This window comes from Streptomyces sp. SL06 (genome assembly GCF_058244745.1).
Window position 1 is genome coordinate 5,035,242 of sequence record NZ_JBSYOT010000002.1, and the last position, 18,422, is coordinate 5,053,663.

Here is an 18,422-nt window from a genome sequence, read left to right on the forward strand (position 1 = left end):
CTCCTTGTCAGGCCTGCTGGGCGTGCTCGGCGACGATCTCGCGGGCGGCGTCGAGGTCGGCGGGGGTCTTCAGGGCCAGTGTCTTCACGCCGGGCAGCGCGCGCTTGGCCAGCCCGGTCAGGGTGCCACCCGGGCACACCTCGACGATCGCGGTGACGCCCAGCTCCTTGAACGTCTCCATGCACAGATCCCAGCGGACCGGGTTGGCCACCTGCCCGACCAGCCGCTCAAGCACCTCGGCGCCGGTGGCCACGGTCCGCCCGTCCCTGTTGGAGACATAGGTCACCTTCGGGTCGGCCGGCGCGAGCGCCTTCGCGGCCTCGGCCAGCGTGTCCACCGCGGGCGCCATGTGGTGCGTGTGGAAGGCGCCGGCCACCTTCAGCGCGACGACCTTGCGCACCCCTTCGGGCTTGTCCTCGTTCAGCGCCGCCAACTGCTCCAGGGTGCCCGCCGCCACGACCTGACCCGCGCCGTTCACGTTCGCCGGGGTCAGCCCGAGCTTCGCCAGATGCGCGACGCTCACCTCGGGGTCGCCGCCGAGCAGCGCCGACATGCCGGTCTCGGAGACCGCGGCGGCCTCGGCCATGGCCAGGCCCCGACGGCGTACGAGGGTCAGCGCGGCGGTGTCGTCCAGGACCCCCGCGAACGCGGCCGCGGTGATCTCGCCGACGCTGTGGCCCGCGACCGCGCCCGGCGCGATGTCGGCGATGTCACCGAGTGCCGCGGCGGAGAGGATGCCGGCGGCGACCAGCAACGGCTGGGCGACGGACGTGTCACGGATCTCGTCCGCGTCGGCCTTGGTGCCGAAGTGGGCGAGATCGAGTCCGATGGCGTCGGACCACGCGGCGACGCGGTCCGCGGCGCCGGGAAGGGCGAGCCAGTCAGTCAGGAAGCCGGGCGTCTGGGCGCCCTGGCCGGGAGCGACGAGTACGAGCACTCTCACACTCTCTCTTGAGGACGGCCGGAACCGCCCGTGGGGACAGGGACGAAGAACACGAGGGGGTTTTGTGGAGCCTGCACAAAAGCTTAGGGTTGCGGATCTCCGTCGGCCAGACGCCCCAGGATGAGCGCGATCCGCAGTGTGAACGCAGACCGTACATCAGAGGGTGACCATCCGGTGACGTCAGTCACACGTCGCAGCCGGTAGCGCACGGTGTTCGGGTGAACGAAGAGCATCCGGGCGGCACCCTCCAGACTGCTCGCCTGTTCGAGATAGACGCTGAGCGTCTCCAACAGCGCGGCCCCGGCCTCCTCCAGCGGTCTGTAGATCTCCTCCACCAACTGCTCGCGGGCCGAGGGGTCGGAGGCGATCGCGCGCTCCGGCAGCAGATCGTCGGCCAGCACCGGGCGCGGGGCGTCCTGCCAGGCGGTGCACGCCTTGAGGCCGGCGGCGGCGGCCTGCGCGGACCGGGTCGCGGCCAGCAGGTCCGGCACCACGGGGCCGGCCACCACCGCACCCTGCGCGAACGGCCCGATCAGCGACTTGGCCACCGCCAGCGGGTTGTCGCTGCCCCCCGCGATCACCACCAGACGGTCCCCGAGCACCCCGGTGAGCACCTGGAGCTTGGCGTGCCGGGCCGCGCGCCGGATGGCCTCGACGGTCAGCTCGGAGTCCCCGTCGGGTGCGGTGCCGAGCACCACGCACACATGCTCGGGCGAGTTCCACCCCAGCGCGGCGGCCCGTGACACGGCACCCTCGTCGGCCTCCCCGCTGAGCACGGCGTTCACCACGAGGGACTCCAGCCGGGCGTCCCAGGCACCGCGTGCCTCGGCGGCCTGCGCGTACACCTGCGCGGTCGCGAAGGCGATCTCCCGGGCGTACACGAGCAACGCCTCGCGCAGCACGGACTCGTCACCGGGCGCGGCCACCTCGTCGATGGCGGACTCCATCACCTCGATGGTCGTGCGCACCATCTCCACGGTCTGCCGCAGCGTGATCGCCCGGGTCAGCTCGCGGGGCGCGGTGCCGAAGACGTCGGTGGAGATGGCCTGGGGTGCGTCCGGCCGCCGGAACCACTCGGTGAACGCCGCGATGCCGGCCTGGGCGACCAGCCCGATCCAGGAACGGTTCTCCGGCGGCATGGCCCGGTACCACGGCAGTGTCTCGTCCATGCGCGCGATCGCCTGCGCGGCGAGCGAGCCGGAGGACTGCTCCAGCCGCTTCAGCGTCGCGGTATGCGGGTGGACGGGCTGGTCGGAGGGGCCGGGCCGGCCGGTTTCGGGTTCGGGCACGGGGACAAGACTGCCTTATCGGGACGGCCGGGTGTGCCGCCGGGTCTACGGTGGACGGCGTGATGGACGTACGGCGCGCCGACGAGCGCTATCCCGGAGGCGACCCGGCGGCGGGCATCGAGTCGCGGCACGCCTTCTCCTTCGGCCCCCACTACGACCCCGACAACCTCCGCTTCGGAGCGCTGATCGCCTGCAACGAGGAGCGGCTCGCCCCGGGCGCCGGCTTCGGCGAACACCCGCACAGCCACACCGAGATCGTCACCTGGGTGGTCGAGGGCGAGCTGACCCACCGGGACACGGCGGGCCACGAGACGCTCGTCCGCGCCGGGGACGTACAGCGCCTCAGCGCGGCGGGCGGTGTGCGCCACGTCGAACGCAACGACGCCTCCGGCCCCCTCACCTTCGTCCAGATGTGGCTGGCCCCGCGCCTCCCCGGCGGCGACCCCGCCTACGAGATCGTCCACGGCATCGCCGACTCCACCCCGTACGCCGTCCCCGAAGCCGGCGCGATGCTCCACGTCCGCCGCCTGGTGACGGGGGAGCGGACGGCGGTGCCCGACGGGGCCTACGTGTACGTCCACGTCGTACGGGGCGCGGTACGCCTGTCCGGCGAGAAGCTGGGTCCGGGCGACGCGGCCCGCATCACACACGCACGGGACCTGGACGCGGTGGCCTCCGACCGCGCGGAGCTGCTCGTGTGGGAGATGGCGTCCCACTGACCCGCGCCAAAGCGTGAGCATTACGGCTGCGAGTGTTCTCGTGGCGCTCGTTTGAGCGTTTGAATGACAGTTGTGTCCTCGTCGCTCAGGCTTTTGGGGAGGGGGTGCGGCTAGTGGAGGCCACCGAGAAAGTCCCTCCACGCCTCCGCCCCCACGATCACAACAGGACCGCCCACATCCTTACTGTCCCGCACCGGCACCACCCCGACGAGACCCCCGACGGCGACCTCCACACAGTCGCCGCCGTTGCTTCCGCTGTAACTCGACTTGCGCCATTCAGCGCGCTGTGCCTCTGGACCCAGGGGGCGGTTGCGAAGGTCAACAGGTGCGCGAGTTGCCCGCGCATGACCCTCTGCCCGCCGATCTCCCGCAACAGGGCGGCCTCATCCAGGATGACCCACAGGGCAGGCGGTTGGACGCGTTGGAGGATGCGCCGGCGTTCCATCCGGGCGGCGACCATCTCATCCACGTTATCGCCTTCCACACTGAGGACCGCCCGCGCGTACACCAACTGCGCCTGATACGTGGAGATGTACGTCGCCCTCGCCTCCATCTCCGCATACGGCTGAAACCACGTGGGAAGTTGGCTCCGCAGCACCAGACCGATCAGACGGGAGAAAAGGCCGTCCGTGCCGAGCGCGGCGTCCACGCGTTCGGAGAAGTCCCGGGTGGGCACCTTCCTCGTGGTCTCGATCTGGCCGATCAGGGATCCCGTGCAGAAGATGATGTCGCCGAGCTGACCCTGCTTGAGCCCGTGTGCCTCGCGCCGGCGGCGCAGCAACGGCCGACGGCGTTCGTTTCTGTGCGTAGTCGAGCGTACGCACCACGTTGCACAGTTGTGGCGTGAATCACGTAACTGGCCCGCAGACGGCGGGCATGGAGAGTGACTACCGCGCCGAGTTCGCCATGGCCGAGCACTCGGCCGGGCATCTGCGTCGCATGCTGCGTCTGTACCTTCTGCGCTCGGGCCTGGGCGAGGTGGCCGATGCCGCGGAGCCGGCACTGACGGAGCTGGTGTCCAACGTCGTACGGCACGTGCCGGGACGCCGTTGCCGTATCTGCTTTCTGCTGCGGCCCGACGGGGTGCGGGTGGAGGTCGCCGACCACGGGTGAGCGGGCGGCAGGGTTTCGGATCAGCGGCGTGGGACCGTGCCCCGGCCGGTGGGTCCGGGCGGGGCACCGCCTCCGCCGGTGGCCGTCAGGGCGACGGCGAGGGCGACGGCGATCAGGGTGAGAGGCGCGGCGGCGGTCAGCCAGAGGGGGACGGTCTCCTGGCCGTTGGTCCACAGGACGGCCGCCGTGGTCGTGGCCGTGATCAGTCCGCCGGTCAGGACCACGGCGACGAACGCGGTACGGGAGCGGTCGGCAGGGGCCCACCCCAGCTGGGTCCACAGGCGGGCCGCCTCGCGGGTGCCGCGTCGGCGCTGGAGGGCCGCGCGGGCGCACAGGACGGCCGTGGCGCCCGCGCCCGCCAGGGCCGTCGTGCCGGGCGGCCACCAGCTGTCGGTCAGCAGGAGGAGCAGGGCGACGGCGGCGGCCGTGCCCCAGCCGGTGAGGCAGGCCACCGCCCCCGCGCGGTGGGAGGCGGGCCGGTCGGCCCCGGCCCGCAGTACGGCGAGAGCCGGCAGGTACCACACGGAGCCGGCCGCGGTCAGCACCGCCGCACCGAGAGCCGGGGCGGGATGGGACACGGGTCAGTTCACCGCCTTGTCGAGGCTGTCGGCCCTCTCGAGCGCGGTGATCTCCGGGTGGTGCAGATCGAACGCCGGGGACTCGGAGCGAATGCGGGGCAGGGACGTGAAGTTGTGGCGCGGGGGCGGGCAGGAGGTCGCCCACTCCAGTGAACGGCCGTACCCCCAGGGGTCGTCGACCTCGACCTTCTCGCCGTACTTGGCCGTCTTCCAGACGTTGTAGAAGAACGGCAGGATCGACATGCCCAGCAGGAACGACCCGATGGACGAAAGGGTGTTGAGGGCGGTGAAACCGTCCGCGGCCAGATAGTCCGCGTAGCGCCGCGGCATGCCCTCGACGCCGAGCCAGTGCTGGACCAGGAAGGTGAGGTGGAAGCCCACCGTGAGCGTCCAGAAGGTGATCTTCCCGAGGCGCTCGTCGAGCATCTTGCCGGTGAACTTCGGCCACCAGAAGTGGAATCCGGCGAACATCGCGTACACGACCGTGCCGAAGAGCGTGTAGTGGAAGTGGGCCACCACGAAGTACGAGTCGGACAGGTGGAAGTCGAGCGGCGGCGAGGCCAGGATGACGCCGGTCAGACCGCCGAAGAGGAAGGTGACGAGGAAGCCCGTGGCCCAGAGCATGGGTGCCTCGAAGGACAGCGAGCCCTTCCACATCGTGCCGATCCAGTTGAAGAACTTCACCCCGGTCGGGATCGCGATCAGGAAGGTCATGAAGGAGAAGAACGGCAGCAGCACCCCGCCCGTGGTGTACATGTGGTGCGCCCACACCGTCACCGACAGACCCGCGATGGAGATCGTTGCCCCGATCAGGCCCATGTAGCCGAACATCGGCTTGCGGGAGAAGACCGGGATGATCTCGGAGACGATCCCGAAGAACGGCAGCGCCAGGACGTACACCTCTGGATGGCCGAAGAACCAGAAGAGGTGCTGCCACAGCAGCGCACCGCCGTTCGCCGCGTCGAAGATGTGGCTGCCGAACTTGCGGTCCATCTCCAGCGCGAACAGGGAAGCCGCCAGCACCGGGAACACGATCAGGACCAGCAGACCGGTCAGCAGGACGTTCCAGGTGAAGATCGGCATGCGGAACATGGTCATGCCCGGCGCGCGCATGCAGATGATGGTGGTGATGAAGTTGACCGCGCCCAGGATCGAGCCGAAGCCGGACAGGGCCACGCCCATGATCCACAGGTCGGAGCCAATCCCCGGCGAGTAGACCTCGGTGGACAGCGGGGCGTACAGGAACCAGCCGAAGCTGGCCGCGCCCTGCGGGGTGAGGAAGCCGCCGGCCGCGGTCAGGGAGCCGAACAGGAACAGCCAGTAGGCCAGCATGTTCAGCCGCGGGAACGCCACGTCAGGTGCGCCGATCTGGAGCGGCATCAGCCAGTTCGCGAACCCGGTGAACAGCGGCATCGCGAACAGCAGCAGCATGATCGAGCCGTGCATCGTGAAGGCCTGGTTGAACTGCTCGTTCGACATGATCTGCAGGCCGGGCCGGGCCAGTTCGGCGCGCATCGCCAGCGCCAGCACACCGCCGACGACGAAGAAGACGAACGCGGAGACCAGGTAGAGCGTTCCGATCCGCTTGTGGTCGGTGGTCGTCAGCCAGTCCACCCACGACGCGCGCGCCTGCCCGGTCGCGGACTGCTCGGGGATCTCCGGCGCCCCGCCCCCGTCGGGACCCGCGGCCTGCGCCTGCCCGGTCCCGACCTCTTGTATCTGCCCCTCGGCCACCGCCGGTGCCCTCTCCTTCTGGTCCGTACTCCGCTCCGGTCCGTTACGGGTTCGGACCGGAGTCGACGGGCCGGGAGGCGCCGACTGGACGGCATGGGACGCGGCGCATCCCGGCCGCAGCCACATGATCGTTGCCGCAATACCGGGACCGGCAGGGCCGAACAGTCCCCATGGGCCGTCGGGGGGAGGGACCAACGGCCCTGATGTCAGCCGCGCGGTTCCGCCAGCACCGCGTCCGTGAAGGGCGGCCAAGCCTGGACCGCCCAGGGGCCGAACGCCCGGTCCGTGAGCGCCACGCAGGCGAGCCCGGCGTCCGGGTCGACCCACAGGAACGTCCCGGACTGGCCGAAGTGGCCGAAGGTGCGCGGAGAGGACGACGCGCCCGTCCAGTGCGGGGACTTGGCGTCGCGGATCTCGAAACCGAGGCCCCAGTCGTTGGGGTTCTGGTGGCCGTAGCCCGGCAGCACGCCCTTCGTGCCCGGGTACTGGACCGTCATCGCCTCGGCGACGGTGCGCGGGTCGAGCAGCCGCGGCGCCTGGACCTCGGCGGCGAACCGCAGCAGGTCCTCGACCGTGGAGACCCCGTCCTTCGCGGGGGAGCCGTCGAGCGCCGTGGCCGTCATGCCCAGCGGCACCAGCACGGCCTGCCGCGCGTACTCGGCGAACGGCATGTCCGCCGCCTTCGCGATGTGGTCGCCGAGCTGCTCGAAACCGGCGTTGGAGTAGAGCCGGCGCTCCCCGGGCGGTGCGGTCACCCGGTGTTCGTCGAAGGCCAGCCCCGAGGTGTGCGCCAGCAGATGGCGGACGGTCGACCCGGGCGGCCCGGCGGGCTCGTCCAGCTCGATCGCGCCCTCCTCGTACGCCACGAGCGCCGCGTACGCCGCGAGCGGCTTGGTGACCGAGGCGAGGGGGAACCGGTGCGCGACCGGACCGTACGTTCCCGGGACGGCGCCGTCGGCACGTACGACACCCGCCGCGGCGGTGGGAACCGGCCAGTTCTCGATCAACGCGAGACTCTTCAAGGACATGCGACCGACCCTAAGCGGCTCACAGGCGCAGCCTCATCGAGGGGGCCGTGTCGCGGGTGAAGCCCATGGCCGCGTACAGGGGCTCGGCGGCCGGGGAGGCGGTGAGCATGACGTGCCCCGCGCCGCGCTCGCGGAACCACTCCAGCAACTCGTCCATGCACGCCCGCGCGTACCCGCGGCGCCGGGCGTCCGGGTCGGTGGCGACGCTGAAGACGTACCCGATCAGGCCGCTCGACGGACGGTCAGGGCCGCCGATCCGGTACTCCAGCGTTCCCACCACCAGCGCCGCCGGCGTCCCGGGCCGTTCCGGGTGGTCGACGACGAACGCCGCGAGATCCCCGTCCGGTTCGGCCAGCCGGGCCCGCAGCGCGGGCAGGGCACCGGCCTGCCAGCCGGTGGGCGAGCCGGGGCTCATCGAATCGATCATCACCTGACGCAGACGGAGCACTTCTCCCGCGTCCTCGGCCATGGCACGGCGTACGAGACTCATGCCCGGCACGCTAGTGAGCCCGCCCGCCGCGTGTCCTGCGTATTTCCCGCGGCGGCGCTTGCCTGGAGTGCACTCCAAGGTCATAGCGTGGGAGGCATGACGGTGATGCAGACCACGGCCGAGACGACCCGGCCGAACGCCACCAGAACAGACATCTGCTCCGCCCCGCCCCGGCGCCACCCGCGCCCCGACGGGCAGGACCACTACACCATCAGCGAGGTCGTGGCCTTCACCGGGCTGACGGCCCACACGCTGCGCTGGTACGAGCGGATCGGCCTGATGTCCCACATCGACCGCTCGCACACCGGGCAGCGCCGCTACAGCAACCGCGACCTGGACTGGCTCGACTTCGTCGGCAAGCTGCGCCTCACCGGCATGCCGGTGGCCGACATGGTCAGGTACGCGGAGCTGGTGCGCGAGGGCGCGAGCACCTACCCCGACCGGCGGGAACTGCTGGAGTCCACGCGCAGCGACGTGCTGACGCGGATCGACGAGTTGCGGGACGCCCTCGCGGTACTCGACCAGAAGATCGGCTTCTACGGGGACGCGGCGCGCGCCCGTGAGGAGGAGAAGAACCGATGACCGACCACAGGATCCCGACCGTGCGGCTCGGCGAGGGCGGCCCGGAGGTGGGCGTACAGGGCCTCGGCTGCATGGGCATGAGCTGGGCGTACGGCCCCTCCGACACCGACGCGTCCCGCGCCACCCTGGAACGGGCGCTGGAACTGGGCGTCACGCTCTACGACACGGCCGACGCGTACGGCGCCGGTGGGAACGAGCGGTTCCTGGCGCCGTTCTTCAGGGCCCATCGCGACGAGGTCGTCGTCGCGACCAAGTTCGCCCTGTCGAGCCCGCCGGACGAGCCGATGAAGCGGATCATCCGCAACGACCCGCCGTACATCCGCCGGGCCGTCGAGGCGAGCCTGAGCCGCCTGGAGGTCGACGTGATCGACCTCTACTACATGCACCGGCGCGACGTGAACGTGCCGATCGAGGAGACCGTCGGCGTGCTGGCCGACCTCGTCCGCGAGGGCAAGGTCAAGCACCTCGGTCTGAGCGAGGTCACGGGGGAGGAGCTGCGGGCCGCGCAGGGCGTGCATCCGATCGCCGCCGTGCAGTCGGAGTGGTCGCTGTTCAGCCGGGACATCGAGCCCGGCGTGGTGCCGGCCGCCCGTGAACTGGGCGTCGCCCTCGTCCCGTACTCGCCGCTCGGCCGGGGCTTTCTCACCGGCTCCTTCGTCAACGCCGACCAGGACCTCACGGCCGACGACTTCCGCCGTCGGCAGCCCCGGTTCACCGGCGACAACGCGGCGGCCAACGCCGCCCTCCTCGACCCGGTCCGCACGCTCGCGGACGCCCACGGCGCCACCCCCGGCCAGATCGCCCTGGCCTGGGTCCAGCAGCGGGCCCGGGTGCACGGCCTGCCGGTGATCCCGATCCCGGGCACCCGCAAGCCGGCGCGGGTGGAGGAGAACACGGCGGCGGCCCGGATCGTCCTGACCGAGGACGAGCTGTCCCTGCTGGAGCCGATCGCGGCCAAGGTGGCGGGGGACCGGTACGCGGACATGGCCTCCACGTCCGCGGGACGCGAGTAGGGCGGCGCCCCGAAGGAGCGCGGGGACCGCGCGGCGGGTCAGAGTTCCGCCAGCAGCTCGGCCTTCTTGGAGGAGAACTCCTCGTCCGTCACCAGCCCCTGCTGATGCAGCTCCCCCAGATGCCGGATCCGCTCGGCGATGTCCGCGGGGTCGCGCCGGGGCGCCGGCACCGGCACGGGCACCGGCGCGCCGGGACCCCGGTCCCGCACCGCGGCCAGCACCGCGGCGGCGAACGGCAGTGACTCGTGCACAGGCCCGTACCCGAGCCCGAACACGACCGCCGCCGGATCCTGGTCGGCCTGCGCGGCGGCCGGCGCGCCGTCCCGCGGCAGCAGCCTGAGATACCCCTCGAATGCCTCGGGGGAGCGCCACTCCACCCCGCCCAGGTCGGCGACCGGGAAGTTCTGGTCGCCGGCCTTCCACTTCGCCGACGACGCGCCGGTCCACGACCACCGGAAGGACACCGCCTTCCCGTCGAAGGCCGCCTTCCCGTCGTACGCCTTGAAGTGCAGCGGCGCCTCGGGCGCGGCCACCAGGTACCGGTCGGCCGGTTCGGCGTCCCGCAGCCGCGCCCGCAGCTCGTCGGCGTAGTACTCCGCGAGGGTCTCCCGTTCGGCGGGCAGCACCAGCCGGTAGGGGTCGAAGCCCTCCTTGAGCTGTCCGGCCGCCGCCTCGATCAGGGGGTCGGCGCCCGGACGCGGTTCGACGCGCAGCACGACGGTGCCGCGTCTGCCGGGCGTGAGCGTCACGTCCGCGATCGCCTCCAGGGGGACACGGCGTTCCCCCAGGGTCTGGAACAGCTTGGGTGTTCGGATCCCCCGTTCGTAGCGGATGAGCACGGAGTCGGTCTCGAACTCCCAGGCGGCATGAAATCCGGCCAGTACGTCACCCATGCGGCTCATCGTATGCGGCACGAGCCTCTCCGTCCCCTCCCCGGGCAAACCGGAGTTTCTCCTTCTCTACGCGCGTCCGGCCGCCGTGGCCGCGGACAAACCCGCCCGGCATGTGTCGTCTTCGTCGGCGCAGGCGACGGCCCCGTATGCGCCAACCCCGATCCGCGCGAAGTTCCGCAGGCTCTCCGTACCCGGTACGAAGTAGCCGCTGTGCCCCGGGGCGCCCCGCGCCGACAGCACCCGGGCCCCGAAGGCGGCGGAGACCGGATCGGCGCCGTGCCCGAGGCCGCCGACCTCCAGGTACGGCACGTCCTGGATCCAGTCGTCGGCGTCCCGCATCGCCCACACCCGGGCGGAGGTGCCCAGGCGGGAGGCGTTCCTCGTGCGCATGCCGGGGCTGCCGGCCACCGCTATGTCGCTCACCCGGCCGGGCGCGGCGCCGGCGGCGAGGCCGCACACCACCGAGCCGTAGCTGTGGCAGAACAGCGAGACGGGGGCCCGGCCGGGCAGCGCCCGCAGCAGCGCGTTGAGCCGCTCGGCCCCCTGCGCGGCGCGGGACGCGGTGGCCGCCTCCACACCGAGGCCGCTGGGCGAGGTGTAGTCGGCCCAGGCGATCACGGCGGTGGAGGTGTCCGGGCTCGCCGTGCGCTCGGCCGCGTACAGCGACTCGGCCATGCCGGCGGGCGCCGAGTACTTGCGGTCGGTGCGCCGGAAGGTGAGCAGCTCGGTGTCCACGCCGGGCACGACGACGGACACGCGGTCGGCGCGGTTCAGGTTCCCGAACACCTCGGCGACCTTGCCCGAGCCCGCCGGGTCGAAGGCGAGGACGTGGCGGCCGGGGGCGAGCAGCGCCTCGTAGTGGTGCATGCGCCGGCCGGCCTCGCGCTGCCCGGAGGGGGAGAGCCGCCTGTCGTGGGTGCGCAGCCGCTCCGCCGCCCGCGCCGTGTCGAGCGCCGAGCGGTTGGCGAGGTAGCGCAGGCCGACGGGGGCGCCGTTCATGTTGCCGACGGCCAGCGGGTAGCGGCGGGCGAGGCTCGCGCGCTGCCACTGGGTGAGCGAGGCGAAGAAGCGGGCCAGCCGGGCGGGGGCCGCCTGCGCGTCGGGCAGCCGCCGGCCGTCGATCCGGCCGTGCTCCCAGGCCGACACCGACGCTTCGAGGGCGGTGGGGCCCCGCTGGTTGCGCAGGGCGGTCCAGCCGGTGGTCGCCAGCATCACGAACACCACGGCCAGGGCGAGCAGTGCGCGCCAGACGTTCAGCTGCGGGGAGGTGTCGAAGGAAGTCACTGGGAGGACACACTAGGAGAACGGGACGGTCTCGCGTGGATCCGGTGACACGGATCACGTTTCGCGTCGGGGGCGTGCGGAGGGATCCGGCCGTCCGGTGGCCGCGGGGCGGTTTCCCCAGTTCCCGGCGAGCGCGGGCTCGACCTGGTCGAGGTGGGAGGCGGTCAGGACGCGCAGCTCCGCCAGGCCGGTGTCGTCGCGTGCCGACCAGATGCGCTCGGTCACCCGCAGGACCGCTCCGAAGACGGCCACGGCGACGCGGGGCCGCGGGTCCTCGTCCACGTCGAGGCCCTCGCGGTCGGCGACGACGCGGGCGATCTCCTCCTCCAGTTCCGCGGCGTGCCGCAGATGGGCGGCGAGCAGTGCGGGCGTGGACTCGATCACCCGGTAGAAGCGCATGTGCAGGTCCAGCGGGACCAGTTGCTCGACGGCCTCGCCGATGGTGTCCCAGCTCTCCATGAGGGCGCGGCGCAGCGCGTCCAGGGGCGCTTCGCCGGGCGGGCGGCGGCGTACGGCCTCGACGAAGCGCGACTCGGCGAGCCGCGACACGAAGAACGCGGCCTCCTCCTTGCCGGCGAAGTGGCGGAAGAAGGTGCGCTGCGAGACGGCGGCCACTTCGACGATGTCGTCGACGGTGGTCTCCTCGTAGCCCCGTGAGGCGAACAGTTCGAGCGCGGCTCGCAGCAGGGTGTCCCGGGTGCGCCGCTTCTTGCGTTCGCGCAGACCCGGTGGGGGAGCCGGGCGTGCGGATCCCGTGGTGGCCGCCGTGTCCGCCATGTTCAAAAGGTCGCTCCCGCGTGTCGGGTCCGTTGGTCTTTCCGCAGTTCAGGCTATCCGGAGATGACTTGTGAGTTACGACTGGCGGATCGGTTTGTCAACTGTCAGTCGCTGTCATTAGCCTCGTCGGTATGACTAGTCAGACCACGCTCGACAAGACGGGGCCGGGGGACGGACCGTCCACCCCGTCGGGCCCTGCGCAGGCCTCGGGGCTGCGCGGCCACCCGTGGGTCACCCTCATCACCGTCGCGGTCGGGGTCATGATGGTCGCCCTCGACGGCACCATCGTGGCCATCGCCAACCCGGCCATCGGCAAGGACCTGGGTGCCAGTTGGTCCCAGCTCCAGTGGATCACCAACGCCTACTTCCTCGCCCTCGCGGTCTCCCTGATCACCGCGGGCAAGCTCGGTGACCGCTTCGGCCACCGGCAGACCTTCATCATCGGGGTGGCCGGCTTCGCCGCCGCCTCCGGCGCCATCGGACTGTCCGACAGCATCGCGATGGTCATCACCTTCCGTGTCTTCCAGGGGCTGTTCGGCGCGCTGCTGATGCCGGCCGCGCTCGGCCTGCTGCGGGCCACCTTCCCGGCCGAGAAGCTCAACATGGCCATCGGCATCTGGGGCATGGTCATCGGCGCCTCCACCGCGGGCGGCCCGATCCTGGGCGGCGTGCTGGTCGAGCACGTCAACTGGCAGTCGGTGTTCTTCATCAACGTGCCGGTGGGCATCCTCGCCGTGGTGCTCGGGGTGCTGATCCTGCTGGACCACCGGGCCGAGAACGCCCCGCGCTCCTTCGACATCCTCGGCATCGCCCTGCTGTCGGCCTCGATGTTCTGCCTCGTCTGGGCGCTCATCAAGGCGCCGGACTGGGGCTGGGGCTCCGGTCAGACCTGGCTGTTCATCGCCGTGGCGGTGGTGGGCTTCGCCGCGTTCTCCTTCTGGGAGACCAAGGTGCGGGAGCCGCTGATCCCGCTGGGGATGTTCAAGTCGGTGCCGCTGTCGGCGGGTGTCGTCCTGATGGTCCTGATGGCCATCGCCTTCATGGGCGGCCTGTTCTTCGTCACCTTCTACCTGCAGAACGTGCACGGCATGAGCCCGATCGACGCCGGTCTGCACCTGCTGCCGCTCACCGCCATGATGATCGTCGCCTCGCCGGTGGCGGGCGCGATGATCACCCGGTTCGGTCCGCGGGTCCCGCTCGCGGGCGGCATGGCCTGCACCGCGATCGCCATGTACGGCATGTCCACGCTGGAGAAGGGCACCGGCAGCGTGACGATGTCCATCTGGTTCGCGCTGCTCGGTCTCGGTCTGGCGCCGGTCATGGTGGGCGCCACCGAGGTCATCGTGGGCAACGCGCCGATGGAGCTGTCGGGTGTCGCCGGCGGCCTCCAGCAGGCGGCCATGCAGATCGGCGGCAGCCTGGGCACGGCGGTCCTGGGCGCCGTGATGGCCTCCAAGGTCGACAGCGACCTCGCGGGCAACTGGGCGCGGGCGGGTCTGCCCCCGCTCGAACCGGCCCAGCTGGACCAGGCGGCGCAGGCCGTGCAGCTGGGTGTCGCGCCGGTGCCGGAGGGGACCCCGGCGCCGATCGCCGAGAAGATCACGGATGTCGCGCACGACACGTTCATCTCGGGCATGAGCCTGGCGTCGCTCGTCGCCGCGGGCGTCGCGGTCGTCGCCGTGCTGGTCGCGTTCCTCACCAAGCGCGGTGAGAACGCGGAGGCCGGTGCGGGCGTGGGCCACATCTGACGGAGTTCCGGGCCCTGTCCGCCCGTCTGGGGTGACGGGGCCCGGGAACCCTGGCTAGGGTGACGACTGGCCAAATTTGATTAGATCGGAGGCGCCATGCCGGAGGAGCCGGAACAGCAGGGCGGGCCGGAGCGGCAGGGGGAGGCACCCGTCGACAGCCCGACGGGCTGGGTCGCGGCGCACATACGCCGGTACGACAGCAGCGGCGGAAAGGAGGGGCAGAAGTGGTACGGGCTCGACACCCTGCTCCTCACCACCCGCGGACGCAGGTCGGGAAAGCTGCGCCGCACCGCGGTGGTCTACGGCCGGCACGGTGACGACGTCATCGTGGTCGGCTCGAACGGCGGAAAGCCCGAGCACCCCCTCTGGTACCTCAATCTGGTCGCCACGCCCGAGGCACACGTCCAGATCGGCGAGGAACACCTCGACGTACGCGCCCGCACGGCGACCGCCGAGGAGAAGCCGGAACTCTGGAAGCTGATGACGGGGATCTTCCCGCAGTACGAGAGCTACCGGAAGAAGACCACCAGGGACATCCCCGTGGTGGTCCTCGAACCGGTCGGCACCTGACCGATGCCGGCGACGCGGTTGCCGCCGGCGCCGGCCCTGCCCCGACGCCCGCGCCCTGCCGTGGCTCCCCGTCGTCATCGCCCGGGTGTCACGCGTCCCCGCCCGCCGGGCCCGGGTCGGCCGCCGTCACCTCCAGCAGCTGGTACCGGTCGACCGCCTGCTTCAGCGCCGAGCGGTCGACCTTCCCCTCGCGCGCCAGCTCCGTGAGCACCCCTACCACGATCGACTCCGCGTCGATGTGGAAGAAGCGCCGCGCCGCACCCCGCGTGTCCGCGAAGCCGAAGCCGTCCGCGCCCAGCGACTGGTACGTCCCCGGCACCCACCGGGCGATCTGGTCCGGCACCGAGCGCATCCAGTCGGAGACGGCCACGAACGGCCCCTGCGCACCCGCCAGCTTCCGGGTCACGTACGGCACCCGCTGCTCCTCCTCGGGGTGCAGCAGGTTGTGCTCCTCGCACGCCACCGCCTCGCGCCGCAGCTCGTTCCAGGAGGTCGCCGACCACACGTCGGCGCGCACGTTCCACTCCTCGGCGAGGATCCGCTGGGCCCGCACCGCCCACGGCACCGCGACCCCGGACGCCATGATCTGCGCCGGGATGGAGCCGCCCGTGCCCTCGCTGAAGCGGTACACGCCCTTGAGGATGCCCTCAACGTCCACGCCGTCGGGCTCGGCGGGGTGCTGGATCGGCTCGTTGTAGACGGTGAGGTAGTAGAAGACGTCCTCGCCGTGCGGGTGCTGCTCGTCCCCGCCGTACATCCTGCGCAGGCCGTCCTCGACGATGTGCGCGATCTCGAACCCGAAGGCGGGGTCGTACGCCACGCACGCCGGGTTGGTCGAGGCCAGCAACTGCGAGTGGCCGTCCGCGTGCTGAAGCCCCTCACCGGTCAGCGTCGTACGGCCGGCGGTCGCGCCCAGTACGAAGCCGCGCGCCAACTGGTCGCCCATCTGCCAGAACTGGTCGCCGGTGCGCTGGAAACCGAACATCGAGTAGAAGACATAGACCGGGATGAGCGGCTCGCCGTGTGTGGCGTACGCCGACCCGGCCGCGATCAGCGAGGCCGTGCAGCCGGCCTCGGAGATGCCGTCGTGCAGCATCTGCCCGTCGGGCGCCTCCTTGTAGGCGAGCAGCAGATCCCGGTCCACGGACTCGTACTGCTGCCCGAGCGGGTTGTAGATCTTCGCACTCGGGAAGAACGAGTCCATGCCGAAGGTGCGATACTCGTCCGGCGCGATCAGTACGAAACGCCGGCCGAGTTCCTTGTCCCGCATGAGGTCCTTGAGGAGCCGTACAAATGCCATCGTCGTCGCGATGGACTGCTGCCCCGACCCCTTCTTCACGGTCGCGTACGTCTTCTCGTCCGGCAGCGCGAGCGGCTTCGAGCGCACGACCCGGGTCGGGACGTACCCGCCGAGACCGCGCCGGCGGTCGTGCATGTACTGCATCTCCTCGCTGTCCCGGCCGGGGTGGTAGTACGGCGGCGCGCCGGACTCCAGCTCCCTGTCCGGGATGGGCAGATGCAGCCGGTCGCGGAAGCGCTTGAGGTCGTCGACCGTCAGCTTCTTCATCTGGTGCGTGGCGTTGCGGCCCTCGAAGTTCGGCCCCAGCGTCCAGCCCTTGATCGTCTTCGCCAGGATGACCGTCGGCTGGCCCTTGTGCTCCAGCGCCGCCTGGTACGCCGCGTAGATCTTCCGGTGGTCGTGGCCGCCGCGCCCCAGGTGCAGGATCTGGTCGTCGCTCATGTTCTCGACCATCGCGCGCAGCCGGTGGTCGTCGCCGAAGAAGTGGTCGCGGATGTAGGCGCCGGACTCGGTGGCGTACGTCTGGAACTGGCCGTCCGGCGTGGTGTTCATCCGGTTGACCAGCACCCCGTCCCGGTCCTGTGCGAGCAGCGGGTCCCAGGTGCGGTCCCACACCAGCTTGATCACGTTCCAGCCGGCGCCCCGGAAGACCGACTCCAGCTCCTGGATGATCTTGCCGTTGCCGCGCACCGGGCCGTCCAGGCGCTGGAGGTTGCAGTTGACCACGAAGGTCAGGTTGTCCAGGCCCTCGCGGGCGGCGATGGACAGCTGGCCCAGCGACTCCGGCTCGTCCATCTCGCCGTCGCCGAGGTAGGCCCACACGTGCGAACGCGAGGTGTCCGTGATCCCGCGCGCGTGCATGTAGCGGTTCATCCGCGCCTGGTAGATCGCGCCGATCGGGCCGAGGCCCATCGAGACCGTCGGGAACTCCCAGAAGTCCGGCATCGACCGCGGGTGCGGGTACGACGACAGGGCGTGGGGCGCCTTCGACTTCTCCTGCCGGAAGCCGTCCAGGTGCTCCTCGCCGAACCGGTCGAGCAGGAACGCGCGCGCGTAGATGCCCGGTGAGGCATGGCCCTGGAAGAAGACCTGGTCGCCGCCGTCGCCCTCGTCCTTGCCGCGGAAGAAGTGGTTGAAGCCCACGTCGTACAGCGAGGCGGAGGAGGCGAAGGTCGCGATGTGGCCGCCGACGCCGATGCCGGGCCGCTGCGCGCGCGAGACCATCACGGCGGCGTTCCAGCGGGTGGCGTTGAGGATCTTGCGCTCGATCTCCTCGTTGCCGGGGAAGAACGGCTCGCTCTTGGTCGGGATGGTGTTGACGTAGTCCGTGCTGCGCATCTCGGGCACGGCCACGCGCCGCTCCCGGGCCCGCTCGATCAGCCGCAGCATCAGATACCGGGCCCGCTCCCGGCCGCGTTCGTCGACGGCGGCGTCGAGGGAGTCGAGCCACTCCTGGGTTTCCTCGGGGTCGAAGTCAGGAACCTGACTCGGAAGGCCGCCAATGATGATCGGACTGCGATCGGATGCGGAAGCCACGCTGTTCCTTCGCTCGGAGGGCCACTTGTGCCGGGTGTCTGCGCCGATTCCCCATCGTGTACCTCACGGGGGCAATCGTCATCTGTACCGTGGGGTAACCGGTTCTCCCATGAGGATCGGGGGGCACGTTCATTCGAGTCTCGTACCCACACGTGGTTCCCAAATACGCAAACGGGGCAGATAGGTGTGGTGTACGTCACCTTCGGTCGGGGCGCCGCGTCTGGAGTTGCGGCGACACGGCCGGGATCGTCACCGTTTCGGCGGTCCTGGCGGCCGGGTACTTGCGCGATCCGTCCCGCCCGTGTGGACTACGGCCAATGCTTCGCGCACGCGCGTGGCTGAGACATTCACCAAGACATGATCAGGAGGCAACCCGTGAGCGCGACCGCGGACCACGCGGAGGAGCGGACGAACCCTGCCGTCAGGCTGGGGTTCCAGCCCGGGCAGGTGGTCCAGGAGATCGGCTACGACGACGATGTCGACCAGGAGCTCCGCGAGGCCATTGAGGGCGCCGTCGAGGGCGAGCTGGTGGACGAGGACTACGAGGACGTGGCCGATGCCGTCGTGCTGTGGTTCCGTGACGACGACGGCGACCTGACGGATGCGCTGGTGGATGCCACCACGTACATCGAGGAGGGTGGATCGATCCTCCTGCTGACGCCGAAGACCGGCCGTCCGGGGTACGTCGAGGCCAGCGACATTTCGGAAGCCGCGACGACGGCCGGACTGACGGCGTCCAAGAGCGTCAGCGTCGGAAAGGACTGGAGCGGCAGCCGACTGGCGACGCCCAAGGCCGCGAAGTCCAGGCGGTAGCCGGCCGGGCTC

At 71.0% G+C, this 18,422-nt stretch carries 18 protein-coding genes and 1 pseudogene; 7 read left to right on the forward strand and 12 right to left on the reverse strand.

Going from position 1 to position 18,422, the window contains the following annotated elements; all coding sequences use genetic code 11:
* Positions 1-7: 7 nt before the first annotated feature.
* A complete protein-coding gene (locus tag AC4IHM_RS22960) occupies positions 8-937 on the reverse strand; it encodes an ACP S-malonyltransferase (RefSeq protein ID WP_490868890.1) in 930 nt (309 codons plus the stop codon).
* Between the two features lie 89 nt (positions 938-1,026).
* Positions 1,027-2,232 carry a fatty acid biosynthesis transcriptional regulator FasR gene (gene fasR / locus AC4IHM_RS22965; protein ID WP_490868891.1) on the reverse strand — a complete coding sequence of 402 codons (1,206 nt, stop codon included), beginning with the start codon at positions 2,230-2,232 and terminating at the stop codon, positions 1,027-1,029.
* A gap of 62 nt (positions 2,233-2,294) precedes the next feature.
* Here fasR and AC4IHM_RS22970 point away from each other — a divergent pair, with 62 nt between their 5' ends.
* Positions 2,295-2,951: a pirin family protein gene (locus AC4IHM_RS22970; RefSeq protein WP_490870905.1), complete on the forward strand. Its 657-nt coding sequence runs from the start codon at positions 2,295-2,297 to the stop codon at positions 2,949-2,951.
* 110 nt (positions 2,952-3,061) lie between these two features.
* Here the strand turns inward: AC4IHM_RS22970 and AC4IHM_RS22975 are convergent, their stop codons facing one another.
* Together AC4IHM_RS22975 and AC4IHM_RS22980 are read right to left on the reverse strand one after the other, a co-directional pair.
* Entirely contained in the window at positions 3,062-3,184 is a 123-nt protein-coding gene (locus AC4IHM_RS22975) for a DUF397 domain-containing protein (RefSeq protein ID WP_490868892.1), read from the reverse strand.
* A gap of 59 nt (positions 3,185-3,243) precedes the next feature.
* Positions 3,244-3,881, reverse strand: a pseudogene (locus tag AC4IHM_RS22980) (Scr1 family TA system antitoxin-like transcriptional regulator); the annotation flags it as partial.
* Between AC4IHM_RS22980 and AC4IHM_RS22985 the strand changes: the two are divergent.
* Complete coding sequence (locus tag AC4IHM_RS22985) at positions 3,795-4,064, forward strand: hypothetical protein (RefSeq protein WP_490871020.1); 270 nt, start codon at positions 3,795-3,797, stop codon at positions 4,062-4,064. The pseudogene AC4IHM_RS22980 and the gene AC4IHM_RS22985 sit on opposite strands and share 87 nt — an antisense overlap.
* A gap of 20 nt (positions 4,065-4,084) precedes the next feature.
* Here AC4IHM_RS22985 and AC4IHM_RS22990 read toward each other — a convergent pair whose 3' ends face one another.
* The 4 genes from AC4IHM_RS22990 to AC4IHM_RS23005 form a co-directional block, all read right to left on the reverse strand.
* On the reverse strand, positions 4,085-4,642 hold the full coding sequence (locus AC4IHM_RS22990; protein WP_490868893.1) for a hypothetical protein: 558 nt from the start codon (positions 4,640-4,642) through the stop codon (positions 4,085-4,087).
* Between the two features lie 3 nt (positions 4,643-4,645).
* Entirely contained in the window at positions 4,646-6,298 is a 1,653-nt protein-coding gene (gene ctaD, locus AC4IHM_RS22995; RefSeq protein WP_490870906.1) for an aa3-type cytochrome oxidase subunit I, read from the reverse strand.
* Between the two features lie 284 nt (positions 6,299-6,582).
* Positions 6,583-7,404: a serine hydrolase domain-containing protein gene (locus AC4IHM_RS23000; protein ID WP_490868894.1), complete on the reverse strand. Its 822-nt coding sequence runs from the start codon at positions 7,402-7,404 to the stop codon at positions 6,583-6,585.
* Between the two features lie 19 nt (positions 7,405-7,423).
* Complete coding sequence (locus AC4IHM_RS23005) at positions 7,424-7,894, reverse strand: GNAT family N-acetyltransferase (RefSeq protein WP_490868895.1); 471 nt, start codon at positions 7,892-7,894, stop codon at positions 7,424-7,426.
* 96 nt (positions 7,895-7,990) lie between these two features.
* On the opposite strand from AC4IHM_RS23005, the gene AC4IHM_RS23010 reads away from it, so the two are divergent.
* Positions 7,991-8,476 carry a MerR family transcriptional regulator gene (locus AC4IHM_RS23010; RefSeq protein WP_490868896.1) on the forward strand — a complete coding sequence of 162 codons (486 nt, stop codon included), beginning with the start codon at positions 7,991-7,993 and terminating at the stop codon, positions 8,474-8,476.
* On the forward strand, positions 8,473-9,489 hold the full coding sequence (locus tag AC4IHM_RS23015) for an aldo/keto reductase (RefSeq protein ID WP_490868897.1): 1,017 nt from the start codon (positions 8,473-8,475) through the stop codon (positions 9,487-9,489). Before AC4IHM_RS23010 ends, AC4IHM_RS23015 begins: the two co-directional genes overlap by 4 nt.
* A 38-nt stretch (positions 9,490-9,527) precedes the next feature.
* Here the strand turns inward: AC4IHM_RS23015 and AC4IHM_RS23020 are convergent, their stop codons facing one another.
* The 3 genes from AC4IHM_RS23020 to AC4IHM_RS23030 all read right to left on the reverse strand — a co-directional run bounded on the left by AC4IHM_RS23020 (position 9,528) and on the right by AC4IHM_RS23030 (position 12,443).
* Entirely contained in the window at positions 9,528-10,382 is an 855-nt protein-coding gene (locus AC4IHM_RS23020; protein ID WP_490868898.1) for a DUF4429 domain-containing protein, read from the reverse strand.
* 66 nt (positions 10,383-10,448) lie between these two features.
* Complete coding sequence (locus tag AC4IHM_RS23025; RefSeq protein WP_490868899.1) at positions 10,449-11,666, reverse strand: alpha/beta hydrolase; 1,218 nt, start codon at positions 11,664-11,666, stop codon at positions 10,449-10,451.
* Between the two features lie 54 nt (positions 11,667-11,720).
* Entirely contained in the window at positions 11,721-12,443 is a 723-nt protein-coding gene (locus AC4IHM_RS23030; RefSeq protein ID WP_490868900.1) for a TetR/AcrR family transcriptional regulator, read from the reverse strand.
* A 131-nt stretch (positions 12,444-12,574) separates the two neighbouring features.
* Between AC4IHM_RS23030 and AC4IHM_RS23035 the strand changes: the two genes are divergently transcribed.
* Both AC4IHM_RS23035 and AC4IHM_RS23040 read left to right on the forward strand, forming a co-directional pair.
* The gene (locus AC4IHM_RS23035) at positions 12,575-14,191 is read left to right on the forward strand and encodes an MFS transporter (RefSeq protein WP_490868901.1); all 1,617 of its coding nucleotides are present in this window, start codon (positions 12,575-12,577) and stop codon (positions 14,189-14,191) included.
* Positions 14,192-14,287: 96 nt separating this feature from the next.
* Positions 14,288-14,761 (forward strand): nitroreductase family deazaflavin-dependent oxidoreductase, encoded by a 474-nt coding sequence (locus AC4IHM_RS23040; protein ID WP_490868902.1) that lies wholly within the window; start codon positions 14,288-14,290, stop codon positions 14,759-14,761.
* 88 nt (positions 14,762-14,849) lie between these two features.
* Here AC4IHM_RS23040 and aceE read toward each other — a convergent pair whose 3' ends face one another.
* On the reverse strand, positions 14,850-17,597 hold the full coding sequence (gene aceE, locus AC4IHM_RS23045) for a pyruvate dehydrogenase (acetyl-transferring), homodimeric type (protein ID WP_490868903.1): 2,748 nt from the start codon (positions 17,595-17,597) through the stop codon (positions 14,850-14,852).
* 375 nt (positions 17,598-17,972) lie between these two features.
* Here aceE and AC4IHM_RS23050 point away from each other — a divergent pair, with 375 nt between their 5' ends.
* Positions 17,973-18,410 (forward strand): DUF3052 domain-containing protein, encoded by a 438-nt coding sequence (locus AC4IHM_RS23050; RefSeq protein WP_490868904.1) that lies wholly within the window; start codon positions 17,973-17,975, stop codon positions 18,408-18,410.
* Positions 18,411-18,422: the final 12 nt, after the last annotated feature.